Annotated in this window: 18 protein-coding genes; 8 read left to right on the top strand and 10 right to left on the bottom strand. The window is 51.7% G+C overall.

Annotated elements, in window-relative coordinates:
• Positions 1-43 precede the first annotated feature (43 nt).
• The 5 genes from ABFD83_06915 (at position 44) to ABFD83_06895 (ending at position 5,526) form a co-directional block, all read left to right on the top strand.
• Positions 44-982: a hypothetical protein gene (locus ABFD83_06915; protein ID MEN6356800.1), complete on the top strand. Its 939-nt coding sequence runs from the start codon at positions 44-46 to the stop codon at positions 980-982.
• A 126-nt stretch (positions 983-1,108) separates the two neighbouring features.
• Positions 1,109-2,191: an AAA family ATPase gene (locus ABFD83_06910; protein ID MEN6356799.1), complete on the top strand. Its 1,083-nt coding sequence runs from the start codon at positions 1,109-1,111 to the stop codon at positions 2,189-2,191.
• 15 nt (positions 2,192-2,206) lie between these two features.
• Positions 2,207-3,316, top strand: coding sequence for a Fic/DOC family N-terminal domain-containing protein (locus ABFD83_06905; protein ID MEN6356798.1), 1,110 nt, complete (start codon positions 2,207-2,209; stop codon positions 3,314-3,316).
• 159 nt (positions 3,317-3,475) lie between these two features.
• On the top strand, positions 3,476-4,789 hold the full coding sequence (locus ABFD83_06900) for a folylpolyglutamate synthase/dihydrofolate synthase family protein (GenBank protein ID MEN6356797.1): 1,314 nt from the start codon (positions 3,476-3,478) through the stop codon (positions 4,787-4,789).
• Between the two features lie 68 nt (positions 4,790-4,857).
• The gene (locus ABFD83_06895) at positions 4,858-5,526 is read left to right on the top strand and encodes a class II aldolase/adducin family protein (protein MEN6356796.1); all 669 of its coding nucleotides are present in this window, start codon (positions 4,858-4,860) and stop codon (positions 5,524-5,526) included.
• A gap of 54 nt (positions 5,527-5,580) precedes the next feature.
• On the opposite strand, the gene ABFD83_06890 is transcribed toward ABFD83_06895, so the two are convergent.
• Positions 5,581-6,324: a response regulator transcription factor gene (locus ABFD83_06890; GenBank protein ID MEN6356795.1), complete on the bottom strand. Its 744-nt coding sequence runs from the start codon at positions 6,322-6,324 to the stop codon at positions 5,581-5,583.
• 122 nt (positions 6,325-6,446) lie between these two features.
• A complete protein-coding gene (locus ABFD83_06885; protein ID MEN6356794.1) occupies positions 6,447-7,535 on the bottom strand; it encodes a serine hydrolase domain-containing protein in 1,089 nt (362 codons plus the stop codon).
• A 159-nt stretch (positions 7,536-7,694) separates the two neighbouring features.
• Here ABFD83_06885 and ABFD83_06880 point away from each other — a divergent pair, with 159 nt between their 5' ends.
• On the top strand, positions 7,695-7,820 hold the full coding sequence (locus ABFD83_06880) for a hypothetical protein (protein MEN6356793.1): 126 nt from the start codon (positions 7,695-7,697) through the stop codon (positions 7,818-7,820).
• 73 nt (positions 7,821-7,893) lie between these two features.
• Here ABFD83_06880 and ABFD83_06875 read toward each other — a convergent pair whose 3' ends face one another.
• Entirely contained in the window at positions 7,894-9,633 is a 1,740-nt protein-coding gene (locus ABFD83_06875; GenBank protein ID MEN6356792.1) for an NAD+ synthase, read from the bottom strand.
• Positions 9,634-9,739: 106 nt separating this feature from the next.
• Between ABFD83_06875 and ABFD83_06870 the strand changes: the two genes are divergently transcribed.
• Positions 9,740-10,249, top strand: coding sequence for a hypothetical protein (locus ABFD83_06870; protein MEN6356791.1), 510 nt, complete (start codon positions 9,740-9,742; stop codon positions 10,247-10,249).
• Positions 10,250-10,252: 3 nt separating this feature from the next.
• Here the strand turns inward: ABFD83_06870 and ABFD83_06865 are convergent, their stop codons facing one another.
• The 4 genes from ABFD83_06865 to ABFD83_06850 form a co-directional block, all read right to left on the bottom strand.
• The gene (locus ABFD83_06865; GenBank protein ID MEN6356790.1) at positions 10,253-10,909 is read right to left on the bottom strand and encodes an MBL fold metallo-hydrolase; all 657 of its coding nucleotides are present in this window, start codon (positions 10,907-10,909) and stop codon (positions 10,253-10,255) included.
• Positions 10,910-11,028: 119 nt separating this feature from the next.
• Positions 11,029-11,250: a zinc ribbon domain-containing protein gene (locus ABFD83_06860; protein MEN6356789.1), complete on the bottom strand. Its 222-nt coding sequence runs from the start codon at positions 11,248-11,250 to the stop codon at positions 11,029-11,031.
• Entirely contained in the window at positions 11,251-12,447 is a 1,197-nt protein-coding gene (locus tag ABFD83_06855; protein MEN6356788.1) for a stage 0 sporulation family protein, read from the bottom strand. It lies immediately after the preceding gene.
• A gap of 106 nt (positions 12,448-12,553) precedes the next feature.
• Entirely contained in the window at positions 12,554-13,396 is an 843-nt protein-coding gene (locus tag ABFD83_06850) for a phosphatidate cytidylyltransferase (GenBank protein MEN6356787.1), read from the bottom strand.
• A gap of 267 nt (positions 13,397-13,663) precedes the next feature.
• Between ABFD83_06850 and topA the strand changes: the two genes are divergently transcribed.
• Positions 13,664-15,805, top strand: a complete 2,142-nt coding sequence (topA, locus tag ABFD83_06845; GenBank protein MEN6356786.1) for a type I DNA topoisomerase — start codon at positions 13,664-13,666, stop codon at positions 15,803-15,805.
• On the opposite strand, the gene ABFD83_06840 is transcribed toward topA, so the two are convergent.
• The 3 genes from ABFD83_06840 to ABFD83_06830 all read right to left on the bottom strand — a co-directional run bounded on the left by ABFD83_06840 (position 15,802) and on the right by ABFD83_06830 (position 19,511).
• Positions 15,802-16,308, bottom strand: a complete 507-nt coding sequence (locus ABFD83_06840; GenBank protein ID MEN6356785.1) for a nitroreductase family protein — start codon at positions 16,306-16,308, stop codon at positions 15,802-15,804. The genes topA and ABFD83_06840 overlap by 4 nt on opposite strands.
• Positions 16,309-16,367: 59 nt before the next feature.
• Entirely contained in the window at positions 16,368-17,594 is a 1,227-nt protein-coding gene (locus tag ABFD83_06835) for a zinc ribbon domain-containing protein (GenBank protein MEN6356784.1), read from the bottom strand.
• A 111-nt stretch (positions 17,595-17,705) separates the two neighbouring features.
• Positions 17,706-19,511, bottom strand: a complete 1,806-nt coding sequence (locus ABFD83_06830) for an ATP-binding protein (GenBank protein ID MEN6356783.1) — start codon at positions 19,509-19,511, stop codon at positions 17,706-17,708.
• Between the last annotated feature and the right edge of the window lie 17 nt (positions 19,512-19,528).

The raw sequence follows: 19,528 nt of genomic DNA, 5'->3' as shown, positions 1-19,528 counted from the left end.
TAGTTGCGAGTTATGAGTTGTGGGTTATGGGTTGGGGAACTCTATGCGATTACATCTGCTGATAATTTCTCTTTTTTTGTTATTGTCGAATCAGGCATTTGCCGCTCAAGTCGGTGAGACAAGCGTTGTCTTGTATAACCGGCCTCACTTCAGCGTGGAGGTCCCGAGTTCATCCGAAAAGCATGCGCTGATACCCACTGTTGATGAGGAAGTACACGATGTCTATATTGCGGACGGCTGCGCTTATGTGATCAGAGTCATCAAAGTGTCTGATGACCTTCCCGCTTCGACTGCAATCGAGAAGATTATTCAGGAGCAGATTAAGTCAAGCTCAAAGCTCGGTTCCATAAACAGATGGGAGATGGACTCTCGCGACAAAGTCCTCTTCAAAGGCTGCACACGGTCTGTCGATGTAAATGAGGCTTTTCTCAATAGTCTCTTTGGCGGGAGCAGATGCGTTGAATGTGTCGCCATGGCTGCGCTGGGAGATGAGTTTTCGCCAATAGTCTCAGTAGGTGTGATTGGTCGAGCCGATCAATCGGATGATATCGAGAGCCTGGCTAAGTATCTTGCATTCACTGTCAGCATAATACCCGATAAGCCTGCATTATCAGCGTCCCCTGGAAAGCACATACTGCGCCCGGCGCCTAATCTTCGTAGCGCAACCTCCAGACCCGGATATTCTTCTAAATCCAAACCTGTTGCACCCACCGTCCAGAAGCCTCGAAAGCTCAAAAAAGGCGAGATTGAACTGGCTGGAACGGTGGAATCCCTCAGTATGGATAGCAAGAGTCTGGTTATGCAGGTCAGTCAGATAACTATGCCCGGCTCGAAACCGATAAAGCTGGATCCGCAAAGGTCCAAGGCAGTCCTCTACAAAAAACTCCCCTTAGGAATTGCGGCAGGGAGCCGGATCGTGGTGATAGGCAAAAATGAAGGAATCGGAAAGCCGATAAGAGCCGGCATCTTGGCAATACATTAGTCCTCATATGCTCGAATGGAAGGATTCACCGCGCCCTCCGATGAAGTCTTCATCGGCAAAACAACAGGCAGTTGACTGAGCAGCAACAGTTCTGTCTCCGCTCTCAGCTATTTCCTAGGAAAAACAATGAACTTATACATCGGCGCAACACGGCAAAATGACGGCAAGACCATCACCTGTCTAGGGCTTATCTCCGCGCTTAAAAAGCGTTTTGCGAAGGTGGGGTATATCAAACCCGTCGGCCAGAGATATGTCGAAATAAATGGTCATAAAGTAGACGAGGATGCCCTGCTTGTAAAGCAGGTATTTGGGCTTGAAGGCGACATTGAGGATATGTCTCCGATTGCCGTTCCGCGCCATTTTACTGAAGACTACATTGACAATCCCAATCGCACCGATTTGGTAGATAGAGCTAAAACCGCCTTTGCACGTGTTTCCATGAGCAAGGATATCGTAGTCGTGGAGGGTACGGGCCATGCAGGAGTAGGGTCGGTCTTTGATATGTCCAACGGCGATGTGGCGTCTATGTTGGGCTGCAAGGCCGTGATTGTCTCCTCAGGTGGGATCGGGCGTCCTATAGATGAGATCATGCTCAATAAGGCTATGTTTGACGCGTCTGGTGTTGAGATACTTGGTGCGATAGTCAATAAAGTCGAGGAAGAGAAATACGAAAAGGTAAAATCCTACGTCACGCGGGGGCTCGAGAGAAAAGGGCTCGACGTGTTGGGTGTGATGCCTTATCGGCCTATGCTCTCCAACCCCACTGTTGAGCAGCTCCTTGAAGATATTGACGGCGAACTGGTAAGCGGCGAGCAGGGGCTTCACAATATAGTCGGGAAGATGGTGATCGGGGCAATGCCTCCGCATCAGGCCATTGAATATATGTGTGATGACGCCCTTCTGATCACTCCCGGCACGCGCGATGATATAATCCTCGCGGCTATGAGTTCGTGCATGCTCGGAGACTCGCCCGGCGTGGCGGGTATGATTCTTACCGGAGGAAACACACCTCAGCCGTCTATAATGGACCTTGTAGCTAAGACAAATATCCCGGTGATCCTTGTCCGGGACGATACATACTCCGTCGCTTCAAAGATAGCCAAGCTGATAGTGAAGATCAGGCCGGGTGATTTGGAGAAGATATCGGCAGCGGAGGCACTGGTGGATGAGTTCGTGGATGTGGACCGTATTATCGAGAAGCTGCGATAGAGAGGTGTAGATACTTTGGAACCTTACATCCCTGAAAGACTTCCGTTGAAAGAGGGGCTGATTGACTGGGCTGCTCACGTCACGCTGATTGGAAAAGCCAACGCGGCATTGGCGCGTTATGACGGAATACTGCAAGGCATTGTTAACCCACAAGTTCTGCTATCGCCTCTTATGACCCAGGAAGCGGTGGTTTCATCGAAGATCGAGGGAACAATCACATCCATGGAAGAGGTTCTTGAGTTTGAGGCCAGCCCTAACATCAAGGTCAGCCAGGAAAAACGTGACGACCTTCAGGAAGTTCTCAATTACAGGCGCGCTATGGGAACCGCAGTCAATGATATGGGAAAGAGGCCGATTTGCATCAACCTTATACTAGATTTGCATCGCATATTACTCTCTGGTGTCATTCGCAGTGAAGATAAAATACCTGGCAGCGTGCGAACCACTCAAAACTATATCGCTGCTTATGGCACACCGATAGAACGAGCCACATTTGTTCCACCCATGCCGCAAAATGTTATGCCCGCTTTTCAGAACTGGGAAGCATATGTCCATGCCGAGGAGAAAGACCCTCTGGTGCAACTGGCGGTGTTGAAAGCGCAGTTCGAATTGATTCACCCATTCCGTGACGGCAATGGCAGGATTGGGCGTATACTTGTTCCGCTCATCTTGTATGGCAAAGAATTGCTCTCAAGCCCAATGTTTTATATAAGTGGATATCTTGATCGGAACCATGAAATATACTACAATCGACTCAACGCCATATCTAGGAAGGGTGATTGGAATGGCTGGATATCTTTCTTCTTGCAAGCTATTTTGGAACAGGCGGAGGAAAACAACCGCAAGGCCAGAGCGATTATAGACCTCTATAACCAGATGAAGCAGGAAATCCCTGAGGTGACGCATTCGCAGTACTCGCTGCAAATTTTGGATACCATATTCGACAGACCTATTTTCAACAGCAACTATTTCATATCACGTTCCTGTTTACGGCGAAGCACTGCACAGCGTGCTCTAAAGTCGCTAATAGACAACGGCGTACTTCTTACAATACGCAGGCAGTCGGGGCGTTCTCCTGCGTGGTTATGTTTTAGGCAACTACTAAAAATAGCAGAGGATATTTAGTTTGTGCCTCACTATTGAGACACAAACTATTTTGTGACCCACAAAAGACTGCGTAATGAGACACAAATGTTCTAGTGTCTCATTTGTGAGACGCAATTTTTCTTTTGTTTCACAAAACCCAGTTTCATGCAACACTAGGCAAAAATATCGGATGGTTTAATGAGCGAAAACCTTACATACGACCAGGCGCTCGACTACATGAACGGGCTCCTGAAATTTGGAATAAAGTTCGGCCTGGACAGAATCAGAACCCTTTCGGAAGCCTTAGGCAGTCCTCACAAACAGCTCAGGGTTATACATGTCGCCGGGACAAACGGCAAAGGCTCTACCGCCGCGTTCATTCAGGCGATCCTCAGCGAGGCGGGATATCGGACGGCGCTCTATATGTCCCCTTATGTCCGGGATATGCGCGAAAGAATACAGATTGACGGGCGAATGATCGGCAGAGAAGAGTTTGCCGAGATCATCAGCGAGATCAAGCCGGTCGCCGATAAGTTCAGTGAAACTGATCTGGGACCCGTGACAGAGTTTGAGGTCAAAACAATGGCCGCATATCTCTATTTCGCACGGCAGCGAGTCGATTTTGCCGTGCTGGAAGTGGGTATGGGCGGCAGGTTCGACGCCACCAACATAGTAGAGCCTTACGTGGCGGTTATCACGAACGTCAGTCTGGATCATATGGAACGCCTGGGCAATACGGTAGGCAAAATTGCGTTTGAGAAAGCTGGGATTATCAAGACCGGCAGCCTGCTTGTGACTGCGGTTGATGACGAAGAGGCTTGGCGGGTGATACTGGACCGTGCAAGGCAGGAAGGCGCTGAGGTCTGGAGAGTAATAAGTTCGCATGCCAGAAAATCGGGTTCTCCATCCGCTGATGTCCAGTTCAAATATACGAGCAAAGATGACAATTTTTCGATTCGCGGCCCGCAGATGCAGATGATCGGTCTGAAACCCGGACTGATAGGCCAGTTTCAGCATATCAATGCGGCTACGGCGATTGCTACCGTGCTTGCCCTGGAAAAGTACGAAGTCCGAATACCGCAGCAGGCTATTCGCGCGGGAATATCTTATGCTTATATCCCCGGGCGGCTGGAAGTGATGCGAGACAACCCCAAGCTGATAGTGGATGGCGCGCATAACCCCGCTGCAGCCAGGAGTCTGGCCAGAGCCGTACGCGAAAACTTCAAATACGAAAAACTTATACTCGTTATTGGGATGCTGAGCACTCACCCATGCGAAGGCGTGCTTGCGAGGCTTGCGCCCATGGCGTCGGATGTAATCGCTACGCAGTCCAAGTGGAAAAAGGCTCTGCCCGCTGAGAAACTTGCGGTCGAAGCCAGAAAGCACTGTGATAACGTCGAGATTGCCGGAAATGTGCCGGATGCTGTGAGCCGGGCGCTTGAGATTGCAGACAAGAATGATCTGATATTGGTGACGGGGTCATTTTACACAATAGGCGAAGTGAAGATTTAGGGAAGTGCGCACCGATCACGGAAGCATGGGCTCTCCACTCTCAGCTATATAAAAAAGGACGTGTGGTTATGGTGAAAGACACATTGCAGCTCCGGCAGGAGATCATAAAAGCCTGCCTGTATCTATCCGATATTGGACATTTCATAGGCACATGGGGCAATATCTCAGTGAGAGTGGATGAAGGCTTTCTTATTACTCCCTCGGCTGTGGACTATGCTGCGATGAGCCCTGAAGACTTCGTTGTCGTCTCTATGGAGGGCAAGAAAGTCAGCGGCCAAAGAGTCCCTTCGTCTGAGACAGAGCTTCACAGGCGGCTGCTGGCCATGAGACCGGATCTGGATGCATTTGTGCATACACATGCCCCTTATGCGACGTGTATGGCGTGTGCGCATAAATCGCTTCCGGTGATTGTTGAAGATATGGCTCAGATAATAGGCGGTGAGGTGCGATGTACAGGATACGCCTCAGGCGGCAGGAGCAAAGACCTCTCGGAAGAGGCTTGTGCAGCGATTGGAGATGACTCAGCGGCGGTTCTGCTGGCCAATCATGGAGCGGTTGCAGGCGGGCGCACACTTAGTGAGGCTGTTGCAGCCTGCCGTGTGCTGGAGAAAGCGGCCTTTATCTATATCAACGCTGCCGCGATTGGAGGAGCGCACACGATACCTGACGAGTGTATAAGCGAAGAGCGCAACAGGCTGCTTTACCGATACGGTGTAGAGGATGTTACTAATCAATAAAAAAACAGGGAGAGCCGAGACGCTCTCCCTGTTTTTGTTATATTGTTATGCCCCTTAAAGGGCTGCCGCAGGCTCTCTTATCTCAAACTTGTAGCCAACGCCCCAGATAGTTGTAATCCTGCACGGGCTGCCGTTGATCTCGATTTTTCTGCGGAGCCTCTTGATGTGCTGATCTACTGTTCTCTCGTCTCCATAGAACTCCTGGTATGCCCACACCTGCTCCAGGAGCTGCTCGCGGGTAAACACGCGGTTTCGATTCGAGGCAAGGTACCATAGAAGGTCGAACTCTTTCGGGGTCAGATCAATGCGCTGTTCACCTACTATGACTTCTCTTGAAATCCTGCTTACGGAGAGGCCTGGCATATTAAGAACTTGCTGCTCATCCGGGCTGGGCACATAGGCGGCTCTTCGCAGAACTGCTTTTACGCGAGCCAGCAGTTCTCTCGGTGAGAACGGCTTGGTTACATAATCATCCGCGCCTATTTCCAGTCCAAGGACCCGGTCGACCTCGTCCACTCTTGCGCTGAGCATAATGAGAGGAACATTGCTTGTCTTTCGGATTTCCTTGCAGACGTCAAGCCCATCGATTCCAGGAAGCATAAGGTCAAGAATCACGAGATCCGGTTTTTGGGTTCGGACCATGTCCACACCCTCGTTGCCCTCGCCGGTGCAAATGACCTCATAACCCGCTTTTTCGAAATAAAGGGTGATAAGCTCACAAACGTTCTCCTCGTCGTCTATCACCAGCACCCGGGGCTTACCTGCTCCGGTCTCATCCTTCTTGAGCACGTTTTCCATATCCTATACTTACCTCGTTTATGTATTTGCCTTCCGGCAGTAACTCATCTGGGCTTAGTATAATCGCTTCTACCCGTCATGTCAATAGTAAAACAAAAAACAAGCAAAAAAAGTTATTCTCATCACACAATAGCGCCGACTATGGCATCAAAAACACGGCGGCGCAGTTTTCTGAACTCCAATCCATCGTCACCAAGGCAGACTCTATTGGTCAGCAAGATCACAAACAGCTCATAAGCAGGGTCGATTACTATTCCCGTACCCGTGAACCCGGAGTGACCAATGGCAAAATTAGACACAAAGTCCCCGGCAGGGAGCATGTTATTGCCTTTCATGAACCAGCCTATGCTCTGACTGCCGATGCTGTCGGGCAAAGCATTTTGGAACATAAGCTTAAGAACAGCATTATTTAGTGGTATATTTTCGCACGATTGCTCCTGAATTGTGATGCGCCTGCAAAATGCTGCCAGGTCTTGGATATTCGAAAAAAGCCCTGCGTTTCCGGCAGCGCCGCCCAGTGCGAAGGCGTTATCGTCGTGGACCTCACCGTTGAGCATTCGATCTCTTGTCTGCGAATGGTCTGTTGCGGCAAATGCATATTTATGCGGACCTCTGATCATGGCTGGGCTGAACAATGTATTGGGCATGTCCATAGGCTCGAAGAGATGCCTGCGCGCAAACCGGTCAAGACTCTCACCACTCGCCTTTTCTATAACAAGGCCGAGCAGGATGTATCCCAGGCAGCTATATGCATAGACCGTCCCCGGCTCATACTCGGGTTCGATTGTAAACAGTTCATCGATAGCCTGCTCACGTGTATGGCCGTCCGAATATAGAGCGCGCCACGGCGGCAGACCCGACGAATGAGTGAGCAGATGGCGCAGTGTTACGTTTTCAAGATGGGGCAAGTTTCTTTCGGGGAAGAACTCTGTGACGCTTTGGTCGAGGCTGATCGAGCCTTTCTGAGACAGCAGCAGCACAGCCGGAGCAGTTGCTATTGGCTTTGTAAGAGATGCCAGGTCGAAAAGTGTATTCTCGTCAACTCTCTTCTCTCGCATAAAGCTCGTGTGGCCTTCGCATACCTGCATAACCACAACATTTTTTTGCGACACCAGCATAGCTCCGCCGGGATATAACTGCCTATTGATCCCTTCTTCAAAAAGCTGTTGTGCCGCTGCCAGTTTCTCACGGTCGAACGCCATCTCTGTCATAATGCCAAACCCCAGCTATGTTTTCTTTTCTCCATCAGTTATAGAATACAACGCTGCGCTCGCAAATGCATCATGGTCGCGTATGAAATCGACAGTATCGTTTTGTGTTTTCAAATGGAGGGTACAAGCGTATTAAGATACTTTAAGGAGCGGATTGCCATGGCAAACAAAAAGGCCAAGCAGAAGAAACCCAAACAAAACAAAGTGTCCGGACAAAAGGGCGGATCATTCGAGGAATTCGGATCGCCCCAGCCTGCAAAAAAGAAAAAGAACAAAACCCAATAGTCGCAATATTTGAATCGGCAGTACGAAGTCTCTGCTGAGCAAAGCACGTTTTGCCGGGTGGGGGCTTCGTGCTCTATTCTCTGTATCTGTTCGTAATAGGCAGTCTTCTGTCCCTCCCGAATGCCTTGGGTGTGATCTTGATTCCCGGCGCGGCCTGGCGGCGTTTGTATTCGTTTCTGTCGATCATCTTTACCACACGCCGAACGGTGTCTTCGTCAAAGCCGAGGGCTACTATCTCTTTGATGCTGCGGTCTTCCTGCACATATGCTGAAATTATCGGGTCCAGGATTTCGTACGGCGGCAGTGTATCCTGGTCTTTCTGATCGGGTTTGAGCTCGGCTGACGGCGGGCGGGTAATAATCGTCTCGGGGATCACCGGCGAGACTGAGTTTCTATATTCGGCGAGCTTATAAACGAGTGTCTTCGGCACGTCTTTGATAACTGCGAACCCGCCGGCCATATCGCCGTAGAGAGTGGAGTAACCGCAAGCCATCTCGCTCTTATTTCCGGTCGTGAGCACCAGCAGGCCGAACTTGTTGGACAGTGCCATCAGCAAATTGCCTCGAATACGCGCCTGGAGGTTCTCTTCGGCTGTTCCCGGCTCGGTGCCCTCAAACACATTCGCGAGCGCATCTTTGTATGAGCCCATAATCTCGGAGATAGCGATCCAGTCGTATTTGATCTCCAGGTTCTTTGAGATAATCTCGGCGTCGGACTGTGTCTCGTTCGATGAATACATGGAGGGCATTATCAGTGTCCTGACCCTGTCTTTGCCGAGAGCATCCACGGCGATACAGGCCGTCAGGGCCGAGTCTATACCTCCGCTCATGCCCAGCACCACATTTTCAAAGCCGTTCTTGTTTACATAGTCTCGAGTGCCGACAACCAGCGCCTTATAAACTTCTTCGACTTTACCGGGGGGGCATGCAGACTCGGACACACCGCCGTTGCGCTCGACCTTTTGCGCGCTTTCCAGCACGACCTCCGGCACGCATACCTCTGATGATCCTTTGAGCTTTGCCTTGCGCCTGCGCGGGTCGACCAGCCTCTGATGCTCTACCAGTGAGAGGTCCAGATCGACTATAGCGAGCTGCTCCTCAAAGGCCTTACACCTGAACACCACGTCGCCGGTCGGCCCGACTACCAGCGAGTGGCCGTCAAAGACCAGTTCGTCCTGTCCGCCGACCGCATTCAGATATACAAATGCGCAGGTGTTGTCGCTGGCGCGGGTGCACAACATCCTCTCGCGGGAACGCCACTTGCCGTGATGGAACGGCGAGGAGTTGATGTCGATAATGAGCTGCGCTCCGCCGACCAGAGCCTCTATGGTGTGAGGACCTCCGGCATACCATGCGTCCTCGCAGATTTCCACACCGAAGGTCACCTGGTTCAGAGTATAGACCTGTGCCTTTGTGCCCGACTGAAAATAACGGTCCTCGTCAAAGACGCCATAGTTGGGCAAAAAGAATTTGTGCTGGATGCCGACTATCTCGGCGTTATGGATAACTGCGGCGGCGTTGTAGATATCTTTAGCCACATCCACAAACCCGACAATCGCGGTTATATCCTTTGCAGCAGCGGCAATCTCTTTGACGGCAGCGGCGTTGTCTTCCACGAAGCCCTGCTTCAAGAGCAAATCCTCGGGCGGATAACCTGTCACAGCCAGTTCCGGAAAGACAACCAGATCAGCGCCGCGCTCCCTTGCCTGAGCGATATTGTCTATGATTTTGCGCGTATTGCCTTCAATATCTCCCACTGTCTGGTTTATCTGAGCAAGAGCAATACGCAGGCTGTGCGAAAGGCCATCTTTCACTTCATTTCTCCTATAATTCAGCGCAAGTTCTCAAGTCAGGGCGCAATTACGCCGATATATCTCATAGGGCTGACAGCCCAAGTCCTGACAAGGATGGTGTAGCAAAGTGCCACAACTAAAGACAAAAGTCCCGACCACTCGACAAGTCAAATCCGCAGCTTCCGGTTCGTCGTATAAAAAACCGAGCGCTGCGCAGGCTCGTGACCTCATCAACAAGATGATGGAATATGAAGCCGCCGCTACCCAGCGGGGTGTCAATTCCGCGCATGGCAGATTTGAAATGCTTACTGCCTCGGAGCGCCAGTTCTACAGAGCCGAACTTATTGCCGATTACATCAGGCTCAGCGCCGGCAATATGGGCAACACTAAGGGCTATTACGATGCCGCGTTTGGCGTCTTTTGCTCAAAAATCTGCGAGATGAGCATACCTTCGCACGAACTAATCGGCACATATCTTGCCTCTGTCGACATTGTAAACAAGGAAAAAGACCTTGCCGACGTGCCCAGCTTGGCCGATGCCGTCCGCCGGACGATGCTAGACGTGCTTACCGGCTGTGTGGCCAAGCTCAAAGAGCAGGCCGATATCGATATGGCAGCAATGAAAACCGCCAACTGAGCCTTATAGCGCCGGTTCGAGCACAACTATCTGTTGCGAACTGGGCAGGCTGCCTGCCGTCACTTCCAGGACGGAGCCTGCAGGCTTAAGCACGTTCGGCTTGCCGTCTATAAACTCATCTACTCCTGTTATGTTGAACGAGCACTTCGCCGTGCGATAGTGCATCGGTATTATAATCTTTGCCTCGACCTGATTCGCAACCTTCGCGGCCTGCGAAGCATCGATAGTGAAGAACCCGCCGGCCGGGATCAGCGCTACGTCTACAGCTCCGATCTCAGCCGCCTGATCCGACGTCAGAATGTGTCCCAAGTCCCCCATATGCGCGAGCCTGAGTCCGTCCGCGCTCATAACAAACACTGTATTTTTGCCGCGCCTGGTGCCTTTGACGTCATCGTGATATGTTCCGACTCCAAAGAAATCCACCTCCTCGGCGCCAAATTTGCCGCTGCCGCGGATTATCACAGGGCTGCCTTTTACCAGATGCGCGGCGTTGTGGTCTTTATGGTCATGACTGATTGTAACTATATCCACCGGCTCGTTAAAGATATCATAAGCCAATGTCCCCGGATATGCGCCTGGATCATAAGGATCGGTGAGAACCCGCGTGCCGGCAGCAGTCGTTATCAGAAATGATGAATGTCCCAGAAATCGGATTTTCATATTTTTGGCGTCATCCTCTCTGCCGGCAGCATTATAAATCGAAGCCGGGTTGCTGTCAACGAGAATTCATAGCTGAACTATGTCATATAAGAGGTTGATCTTGAAGGCGCGCAGGCAGTTTAGTGATGGCATCCGCAAGAGCCGCAATGACCCGAGGCGCATCCCGCGCAACTGTCGGAATGCGCAGAAGAACCGCCGACATGTGACGCAAACATAGACATGAGCCGCTTAATGTCGGCGGAGCCGCAGGCCGGGCACCTGACCTCATTTACACGGCTCAGGCTGGTCAATATTTCAAAGCTTTCGCCGCAGTGTTTGCATCTAAACTCGTATATCGGCACTTAGGAACTCTCCTCCGGCGTTTCGGGACGGTTGTGATTGGAAGCCTCGCCATTATTGCCTCTTGAAGGGTGATTCCTGTGATTCTTATTCTTGCGTCGCGAGTTATCATGGCCGTTGCCGCCATTGTTGTTGCCGTTGTGTTCATCGGGCGCGTGCTTATTCTCATTATGGCCCGCATCTCGATGCGGCACGCGGAACGTCACTCCGCCGGATTTTGGCGCAGATGAAGTCGCATCATCCAAAAGATCGGCTGCCTCAGTGTTCTGCTCGGTCTCATCCTCGATCTCCTCGTCCAGGTCGTCTTCTATATCGGCAGCGGATTCGACCGAGTCGTCAGCGAGCAGGCACTGGCAGTTTTTTTCGGTCATGTTGCATGCCACGCCATGACGTCTGCACAATCCTTCGAGTTTAAGCTGGCTGGCGTGGATGTGGAGTTGGACTTCCTGCTCGGTCTCGACTGTGATCATGTTGTTTATCACGTTTACATCGATCACCTTCGCCCTGCCGTCGTCCAGTTGCAGGATTGCGCCCACGGCGGGCAGCCGTTTCTGAGCGTATTTATAATGCTCGTGCTCATATCGCAGACAGCACATCAGCTTTCCGCAGACGCCCGAGAACTTGGTGGGGTTGAGAAACAGGCTCTGGTCCTTAGCCATTTTCATGGAGATAGGTTCAAAGTTGCTCAGAAAAGTAGCACAGCACAGTGACCGCCCGCAGCCTCCGTAGCCTCCGATCAGTTTGGCCTCATCACGAACGCCGATCTGATGGAGTTGGACTTTGGTCTTAAGCGCGCCCGCCACATCCTTGACCAGTTCGCGAAAGTCGATCCTGCCGTCTGCAGAGAAGGAGAACGTAACCTGTGAGCCGTCAAAAGCGCACTCGGCTTCAAGGAGCTTCATCGGAAGACCATGCTCAGCGATCTTGCGCTCACAGACTTCAAAAGCGTGCTTTTCTTTTTCTCGGTTTGATGCTTCGCGCTGCAAGTCATCGCCAGTGGCGACGCGCACGACAGCTTTGAGTGGGGCTACTAGTTCCTCTTCGGATACCTCGCGCGGTTCAAGAACGACTTCGCCGAACTCTACTCCGCGTGCGGTCTCGGCTATAACAAAATCACCCTCGTTGAGCGCAAGCTCACCCGGGTCGAAATAGTAGACTTTGCCCACCCTTCTAAAAGAGACACCCACAACAAGTGGCATATATAAATCCTCTTACTTTAAGAAGGGAAGATGAGGTGCAAAATATTGCATTCATCTTTTCGATTATAAGTCAATTCTAACATAACGCTGCCGGAGGCGGCAAATGCTATCCAAGCCACTGCCTCAGAAACAGCACCACATAATAGTACATTGCCGGTCCGGCAAAGAGCATGCTGTCGAAACGGTCGAGAATGCCGCCGTGTCCGGGCATTACATTGCCGAAGTCTTTAATTCCTATCTCACGTTTGATGCCCGATTCCGATAGGTCGCCGAGTTGGCTGAGCACACCAAAGATCATGCCAAGCGCCAGCCCGTGATACCATGGCAAATGAATGATCATTCCAACGCCTACCGACAAAACCACCGCTCCCACAAATCCGCCTATTGAGCCTTCGACAGTCTTGTTGGGGCTTAAGGTCGGCGCGATTTTTGTCTTGCCGAGAAATTTACCTACAAAGTATGCACTTGTGTCGGACGCCCAGGTTGCCAGGAATGTGAACATAACCAGCCATGCCCCTGCTTCCTTGGTATACCCTCCGACCGTGATCGTCCCCTCGATCCCCCTGAGCACGACCAGGTGCATTATCAGCCAGCCTACATATATAGCGCCGAAAACGGTTGCGCCCACATTGGCAAGAGGCGCGTGCTTGTGACGGATTATCTCCACACAGAATGAAAGGATCAGTAAAAGAGTGAGGACTGCGGGGAAGATTGAGCCGATTGTGCTTGGGCCATAGGTGCGCGCCGAGACGACAAAAAGCGCCACAGCCGCAAGCCCCGCCCATTCCACTGGCTGCGTCCCAAGTTTGCGAACGCCGCTGTAGAACTCATGCGCACCGAGGATTGAGACCAGGCCAATCGCGACTGCAAACGGCAGGCCCTTCGGGTAGAATATTAAGATAACGGCGAATGGAATACAAACTAACGCCGAAATAATTCTTTTCAGCACGACTTGTCTTGCACTCCTTTTAATAGCCGAGAGCGGAGAATAGGGGGCTAAGAGCCCGGAACTATTGTCGCACGGTTTTCTAGGGCATTATAGCATTCGGACGATTCTATCGCAACAACGTTTGACAGGTCTTCTTAGTTGTGCTATTATCACTCTCCGTGCCCTATAAAGCCTCACAGGACATATTTTGAGTGTAAATCCCCGGCCGTTTGGCAACAAACCCTGCAGGGAATCATATTGCAAGAAAGACAAAAGGTAAGACAATAGATGTCCAAATCATTGATCATAGTCGAGTCTCCGGCCAAGACCAAGACTCTTAAAAATTTTCTTGGTCCGGACTATACAATCGAAGCGAGTATGGGCCACGTTCGCGATCTGCCCAAAAGTAAGCTCGGCGTGGATGTAGAGAACAAATTCGAGCCTCAATACGTTTCGATTCCCGAGAGGCGAGACGTGCTCAAAAAAATTAAAGCAGCCGCCAGCAAAGCCGACATCGTATATCTCGCTTCGGACCCTGATCGCGAAGGGGAAGCGATTGCCTGGCATCTGCAGGAGTCCTTGAAGCTCAAAGACGCCAAGAGAATCCAGTTCAATGAGATCACCAAGACCGCCGTTACGGAAGCTCTGCAAAGTGCGCATGAGATAAATATCGACCTGGTAAATGCGCAGCAGGCTCGCCGCGTGCTGGACCGTCTGGTTGGCTACAAGCTCAGCCCTCTACTCTGGCGCAAAATTAAGCGAAACCTGAGCGCGGGTAGGGTGCAGTCGGTAGCCGTGCGGCTTATATGTGATCGCGAGCGAGAAATACTTGCTTTCGTGCCGGTGGAGTACTGGTCCATTACAGCCTCGCTTACTCCCAAAGAAAAAGAGCATCTTTTCAACGCGAAACTGGCGCTCAAAGACGGCGAGAAGCTGGAAATTCACAACCAGCGGGAAGCCGACGATCTGCTCAAGGCTCTTGAAGGCGCTGATTATGTAGTAAAAGGCATTAAAAAGAGCGAGCGCAAGCGCAACCCCGCGCCTCCCTTTATCACCAGCACACTGCAGCAGGAGGCTTCTCGTAAACTCGGCTATGGCGCCCGGCGCACAATGATGATCGCTCAGCAGCTCTATGAGGGTATCGAGCTGGGCGAGCATGGAGCCGTAGGGCTTATCACCTACATGAGAACGGACTCCACACGAGTAGCCAAAGAAGCGCAGGAAGAGGCGCGCGATTATATAGCCAAGACATACGGCCAGACGTATATGCCCGAAAAACCCAGGCAGGTCTCTCGAAAAGGCGCGCAGGATGCGCACGAAGCGATCCGCCCTACTTCAGTAATGCGCCACCCTGACGAGATCAGACACTTCTTAAATAACGACCAATACAAGCTCTACCGGCTGATCTGGCAGCGCTTCATGGCCAGCCAGATGTCTCCGGCTGTGTTCGATGTGGTATCCGTGGATATAGAGGCTGCTGGAATGACTTTCCGCGCGACAGGCTCTACAATCAAGTTCCAGGGGTTCATGAAGGTATATACCGAGGGCAAGGACGATGACAAGGTCGTCGCCGACGAGGAGCAGCCACCTCTGCCGCCTATGGTGGAGGGTCAGATACTCGACCTGCGCGAACTGCTGCCGGAGCAGCATTTTACCGAGCCGCCGCCTCGCTATACCGAAGCCACCCTAGTGAAAACTCTCGAAGAGAAGGGCATCGGCAGGCCGAGCACCTACGCAAGCATCATATCTACAATTCAAGACCGCAAATATGTCGAGCTGAAGGAGAAGAAGTTTTTCCCGACAGAGCTGGGCTTCATCGTAACCGATCAGCTCGTGAAGCATTTTCCCGCGATCATGGACGTGGAGTTCACCGCCGGTGTCGAGACCAAACTCGATAATGTCGAGGAAGGCCGGCTTGACTGGGTGCAGCTCTTGAGTGAGTTCTACGGTCCGTTTGAGAAGGACCTGGAAGAGGCTCAAGAAAATATGGAGCGGGTTAAGATTCAGCCTAAAGAAAGCGATCAGGTCTGCCCCAACTGCGGTAAGAAGATGCTGATCCGCGAGGGCCGGTTTGGCGAGTTCCTGGGATGCGCGGGCTATCCCGAATGCAAGACCACCGCGCCGCTTACAAAGCCTGTGGACGTTAAGTGCCCGGCCTGCGGCGAGGGCGAAATTTTAGAGAAGAAGTCTAAAAAGGGCAAGATTTTCTACGGCTGCAATCGTTATCCGGAGTGCTCATGGGTCTCCTGGGACAAACCTACCAACAAGAAATGTCCCCAGTGCGGCAGTCTTTTGGGCGAGCGGCGGTATAGAGGCCGATTGACAGGCTATCGCTGCACAAACCAGGAGTGCGACTATCAAAAGGCGCGCGGCAAAGAAGGCGCTTCAGAAGAAGAGACCAAGGACGGCGAAGGCCAAACGACGGACTAACCCATAATCACCAGTTCTTCTAGTGTTTTACGCTGCTTTTCTCTGGGCGCATCTGCCGGATATCCCAGCGGGGTGAATATGACCGGAACCAGATTATCGGGTATATTCAAGACCTCGCGAGCGGCGTCAGGGTCGAATGCTGCTATCGGGCATGTGCCCAGACCAAGGTCTGTGGCGGCGAGTATCAGATGGTCCATGGCGATTGCAAGATCGATATCGGCATGGTTCTTGTTGTCATATTTGCGGACCCATGCTTGCGATGGAACTGTGCATCCGCAGATAATTAACGGCGCATGAACGAACCAGTCGGCTTTATATATTCTTCGAAGCTCGTTTTCTCTGCCACGCGTTTTGACCACAATCAGCTTGAACGGCTGGATATTGCATGCCGATGGAGCCAGCCGCGCCGCATCAAGCACCTTTTGCAGCTTATCGTCTTCGACAGGCTCAGGCCTATACATGCGCACGCTGTATCGCTTTACAATAAGCTCGCTAAACTCCATAATCCGCCTCCCGCCAAATACACATCAAATACTAAATCTCAAATACTAAATACTGAATTTCACAGTTGTTCTTGGTGCCGGAGGTTGTCTCTGACTTCCTGCGCTTCGGCGCTGTCGGGCGCTATTGCAAGGATTTTGTTCCAGACTTCTTCGGCTTTGGAATGTTCTTCGTGTTCGTTATACATATACCCAAGCGAAAGCAGTGCAGTCAGATCGTTTGGGGCCAGTTCCAGAGTCTTTGAGTATTCGGCAAAAGCAGTATCGTCTTCGTCCTTTTCATCGTAAGCTACTGCCAGGTTGCAGTGATATGAGGCGTTGCCCGGCTCCAGTTCGACTGCCGTTTTGAACTCACGCACTGCCTGCTCCAACTCGCCGTCTTCAAAGAACTTGAGACCGCGTTTGTTGTAATCTTCTGCAACCATTTGTGAGGCTGCCGGTTCGGGTTCCGGCGCAGGTGGTGGTGTGGGTTTTGCCGTTTGTGATTCCGAATCGCGAAGCTCCTGAAGCCTGCGCTGAGCATTCATTGCTGATCGGGGGTCGAGCCTGTCCGAACCGAGAAGCCTGCCGCAGTTTGCGCAGTGTGTCCATCCCGGTCGTATTGCAACTCCGCATGCCACGCACACTTGCTCCAGCATCGAGCCACAGTCGGCGCAATACCTCATCCATCCAAGTATTCGCGCGCCGCATTTTGGGCAGGTCGGGTTGAACGCGATAAGCTTGCGTCCGCAGTGGGAGCAATACTGTGCGCCTGCAGGGGATGAGGCCGAGCACTCGGCGCATATCTGCCTCAACTGCTCCCCACATGAGCCACAAAAGATGGAATATTCCTCAACTGCCGCTCCACACTTGGGGCATTTGTTGCCTGCTGCGCCGGTGAGAGTCGCTGCCGCAGTGGATGACGGTGTTTGCGCGGAGGATGCAGTCTTGTTGATATAATCGGCTGCAGTCTGAAAGATGGCGAGGTCGTAAGACGGAAAATAGACTCGCGCTTCTTCGGGGTCGGCGACCGGTTTGCGCAGCGCCAGTTCAATATATCCGCCTGTTCCCGATGATGCGACATCCACACTGGCGATATCGGGTATCAGATAGCTGAAGACCTTGCATTGGGCATTAAGACCCGTGTCGCAGTCCCTTATAACGAATACGCGCTTATCGGATGCTGCAAGCGCCTCTCCAAAACTTCCCGGCAATGATATGATGATATTCTCACCAGGGACCAACTGCGCGTTTAGCGCATCTTCCAGACCCATTGACAGGCTTTTTTTCAGGTCAGCGTCATTATCCATCCAATCACCTCGAAGTATTGAGTCAAAAAGTCATAATGTCAAAAAGTCAAAAAGTAACGGACAGCCTGCCTCAACTTTTTGACTTTCTAACTTTTTGACTTTCAACCATTACTAATTTGCCGCGGGCGCTTCTTCTCCGATGTTCTTCGGTCGCATTCCGGGCTGGTCACTTTTGGTCCCGCTATTGCCGTCGTTTTCCATCATCTCTTCGACAAACTGCGGCGGGCAAAGCGGCATCTCAAAGATGAACTGCGAGCCTACTCCGACTTCGCTTTCGACCCATATCTTGCCGCCGTGCGCCTCGACGAAGTGCTTGACCAGATAGAGGCCGATTCCAGTGCCGCCGACTTTGCGTGTGTCGCGGTTATCGACTCGGTGGAACCGGTCAAATACCTTGGGCAGGTGTTCCTTGGGAATGCCCATACCCTGGTCCTCAATGGACATACGGATCTTGCCGTCGAGTTTCCTGCCTTTAACGGTGACCGTGCCGCCGTTGGGCGAGTATTTGATAGCGTTATTGGTGAGGTTTGTAAGGATCTGGACGAACTTGTCCTGGTCAGCCACAATGGTCGGCATATCGTCGTCGAGATCCATCTCGATCTGATGCTTAGTGGTGTATGACCTTTGGACCGCGACTACTCTTTCGACCGCATCCGTAACGTTGACCGGCTCGGGGTTGAGGTCCAGAGCGCGTCCTGCTTCAATCCTGGAGACGTTGAGCAGGTCGCTGATAAGTCTTGTCAGACGGTCGCATTCCTGGTCGATAATTGTGTAGAATTCGTGGACCGTATCCTTATCATAGAATCCTTCAGTGTCCTGAAGCAGAGTGGATATGAAACCTTTGATGGAGGTGAGCGGTGTGCGCAGCTCGTGAGAGACTGTTGAGACAAATGCCGTCTTCATCCTCTCGATAGCGCGAATGTCGGTTATATCGTTAAAGATGGCGACTATCCCGATGTTAGACTGGTCCTCACTTTTTACGATGGCTGTCTGGACTTGATAAAAGCGTTCAGCTCCCTCTTCTTCGGAGTTGAAATCAGGAAGTGATATTTCCTCCTGTACCTCGCTGGTTTCTTCAAAGGCTTTGGTTATTACGTCTCGAATGATTTCGTTTTCAATTGCGGTCTTGTAATCGCCTGCGAGTTTTGTATCATCGTCAAGCCCCAGCATTTCTCGCGCCGATGGATTCACCTGCATCAGCCTGCCGCTGTTGTGGACCATTATGATACCGGCATATACGCTCTCGATTACGTGTTCGAGCTCTTCTTTCTCTTTGACGACCTCGCGATACATCTGCGCGCTCGCGATGACCGAAGCCGCGTTGCGCGAGAGCCTGTCGAGGAGGTTTACGTCTTCCTGGATGAAAACGTTGCCGTAGCGCTTGTTGAAGACCCACATGGTGCCGATAATCTTGCGTTCCAGGATCTTGTTGGTGTCTTCGTCGCGCTTTTCGATTACCAGGGGCACACAAACGCCGTTAGTTATTCCAAGCAGAGCTACGCTCTCTTTAACCGTGCGCGGATCGTTGATAGCATCATAGAGGATTATCGGTTTCTGCCCTCTGAACACCTCGCCTGAGACTCCATCCGTTGCGGAGACTTTGAAGAGTTTGATCTGTTCGTCGGAGATGCCGACACCGGGCTTTGCTGCCTGAAGCTCACCTGAATCCTTGTCAAAAAGCATGAAGACGCACTTTTCGGCCTGAAGGATCATGCTGATCCTGGTCACCAGGCGTTTAAGTGTCTCTTCAAGTTCTGTAAGGGGTGTCGGGCCGGATGCGCCCGCTTCATTTTCCTTAAGGCGTTCTTCAAGACGCTTGTTGGCCTGTTCAAGTGCGCCAATGGCTACATCTTTTTCCTTTAGCTGCCTTTCAAGCTCTTCTATTTGCGCTTGGTGGGATTTTGCATCGGCGTTCAAATCTATTACCTCGCTTT

The sequence above is a fragment of the Armatimonadota bacterium genome (assembly GCA_039679645.1).
GTDB lineage: Bacteria > Armatimonadota > UBA5829 > UBA5829 > UBA5829 > UBA5829.
This window is presented reverse-complemented; position numbering and strand designations above follow the sequence as displayed.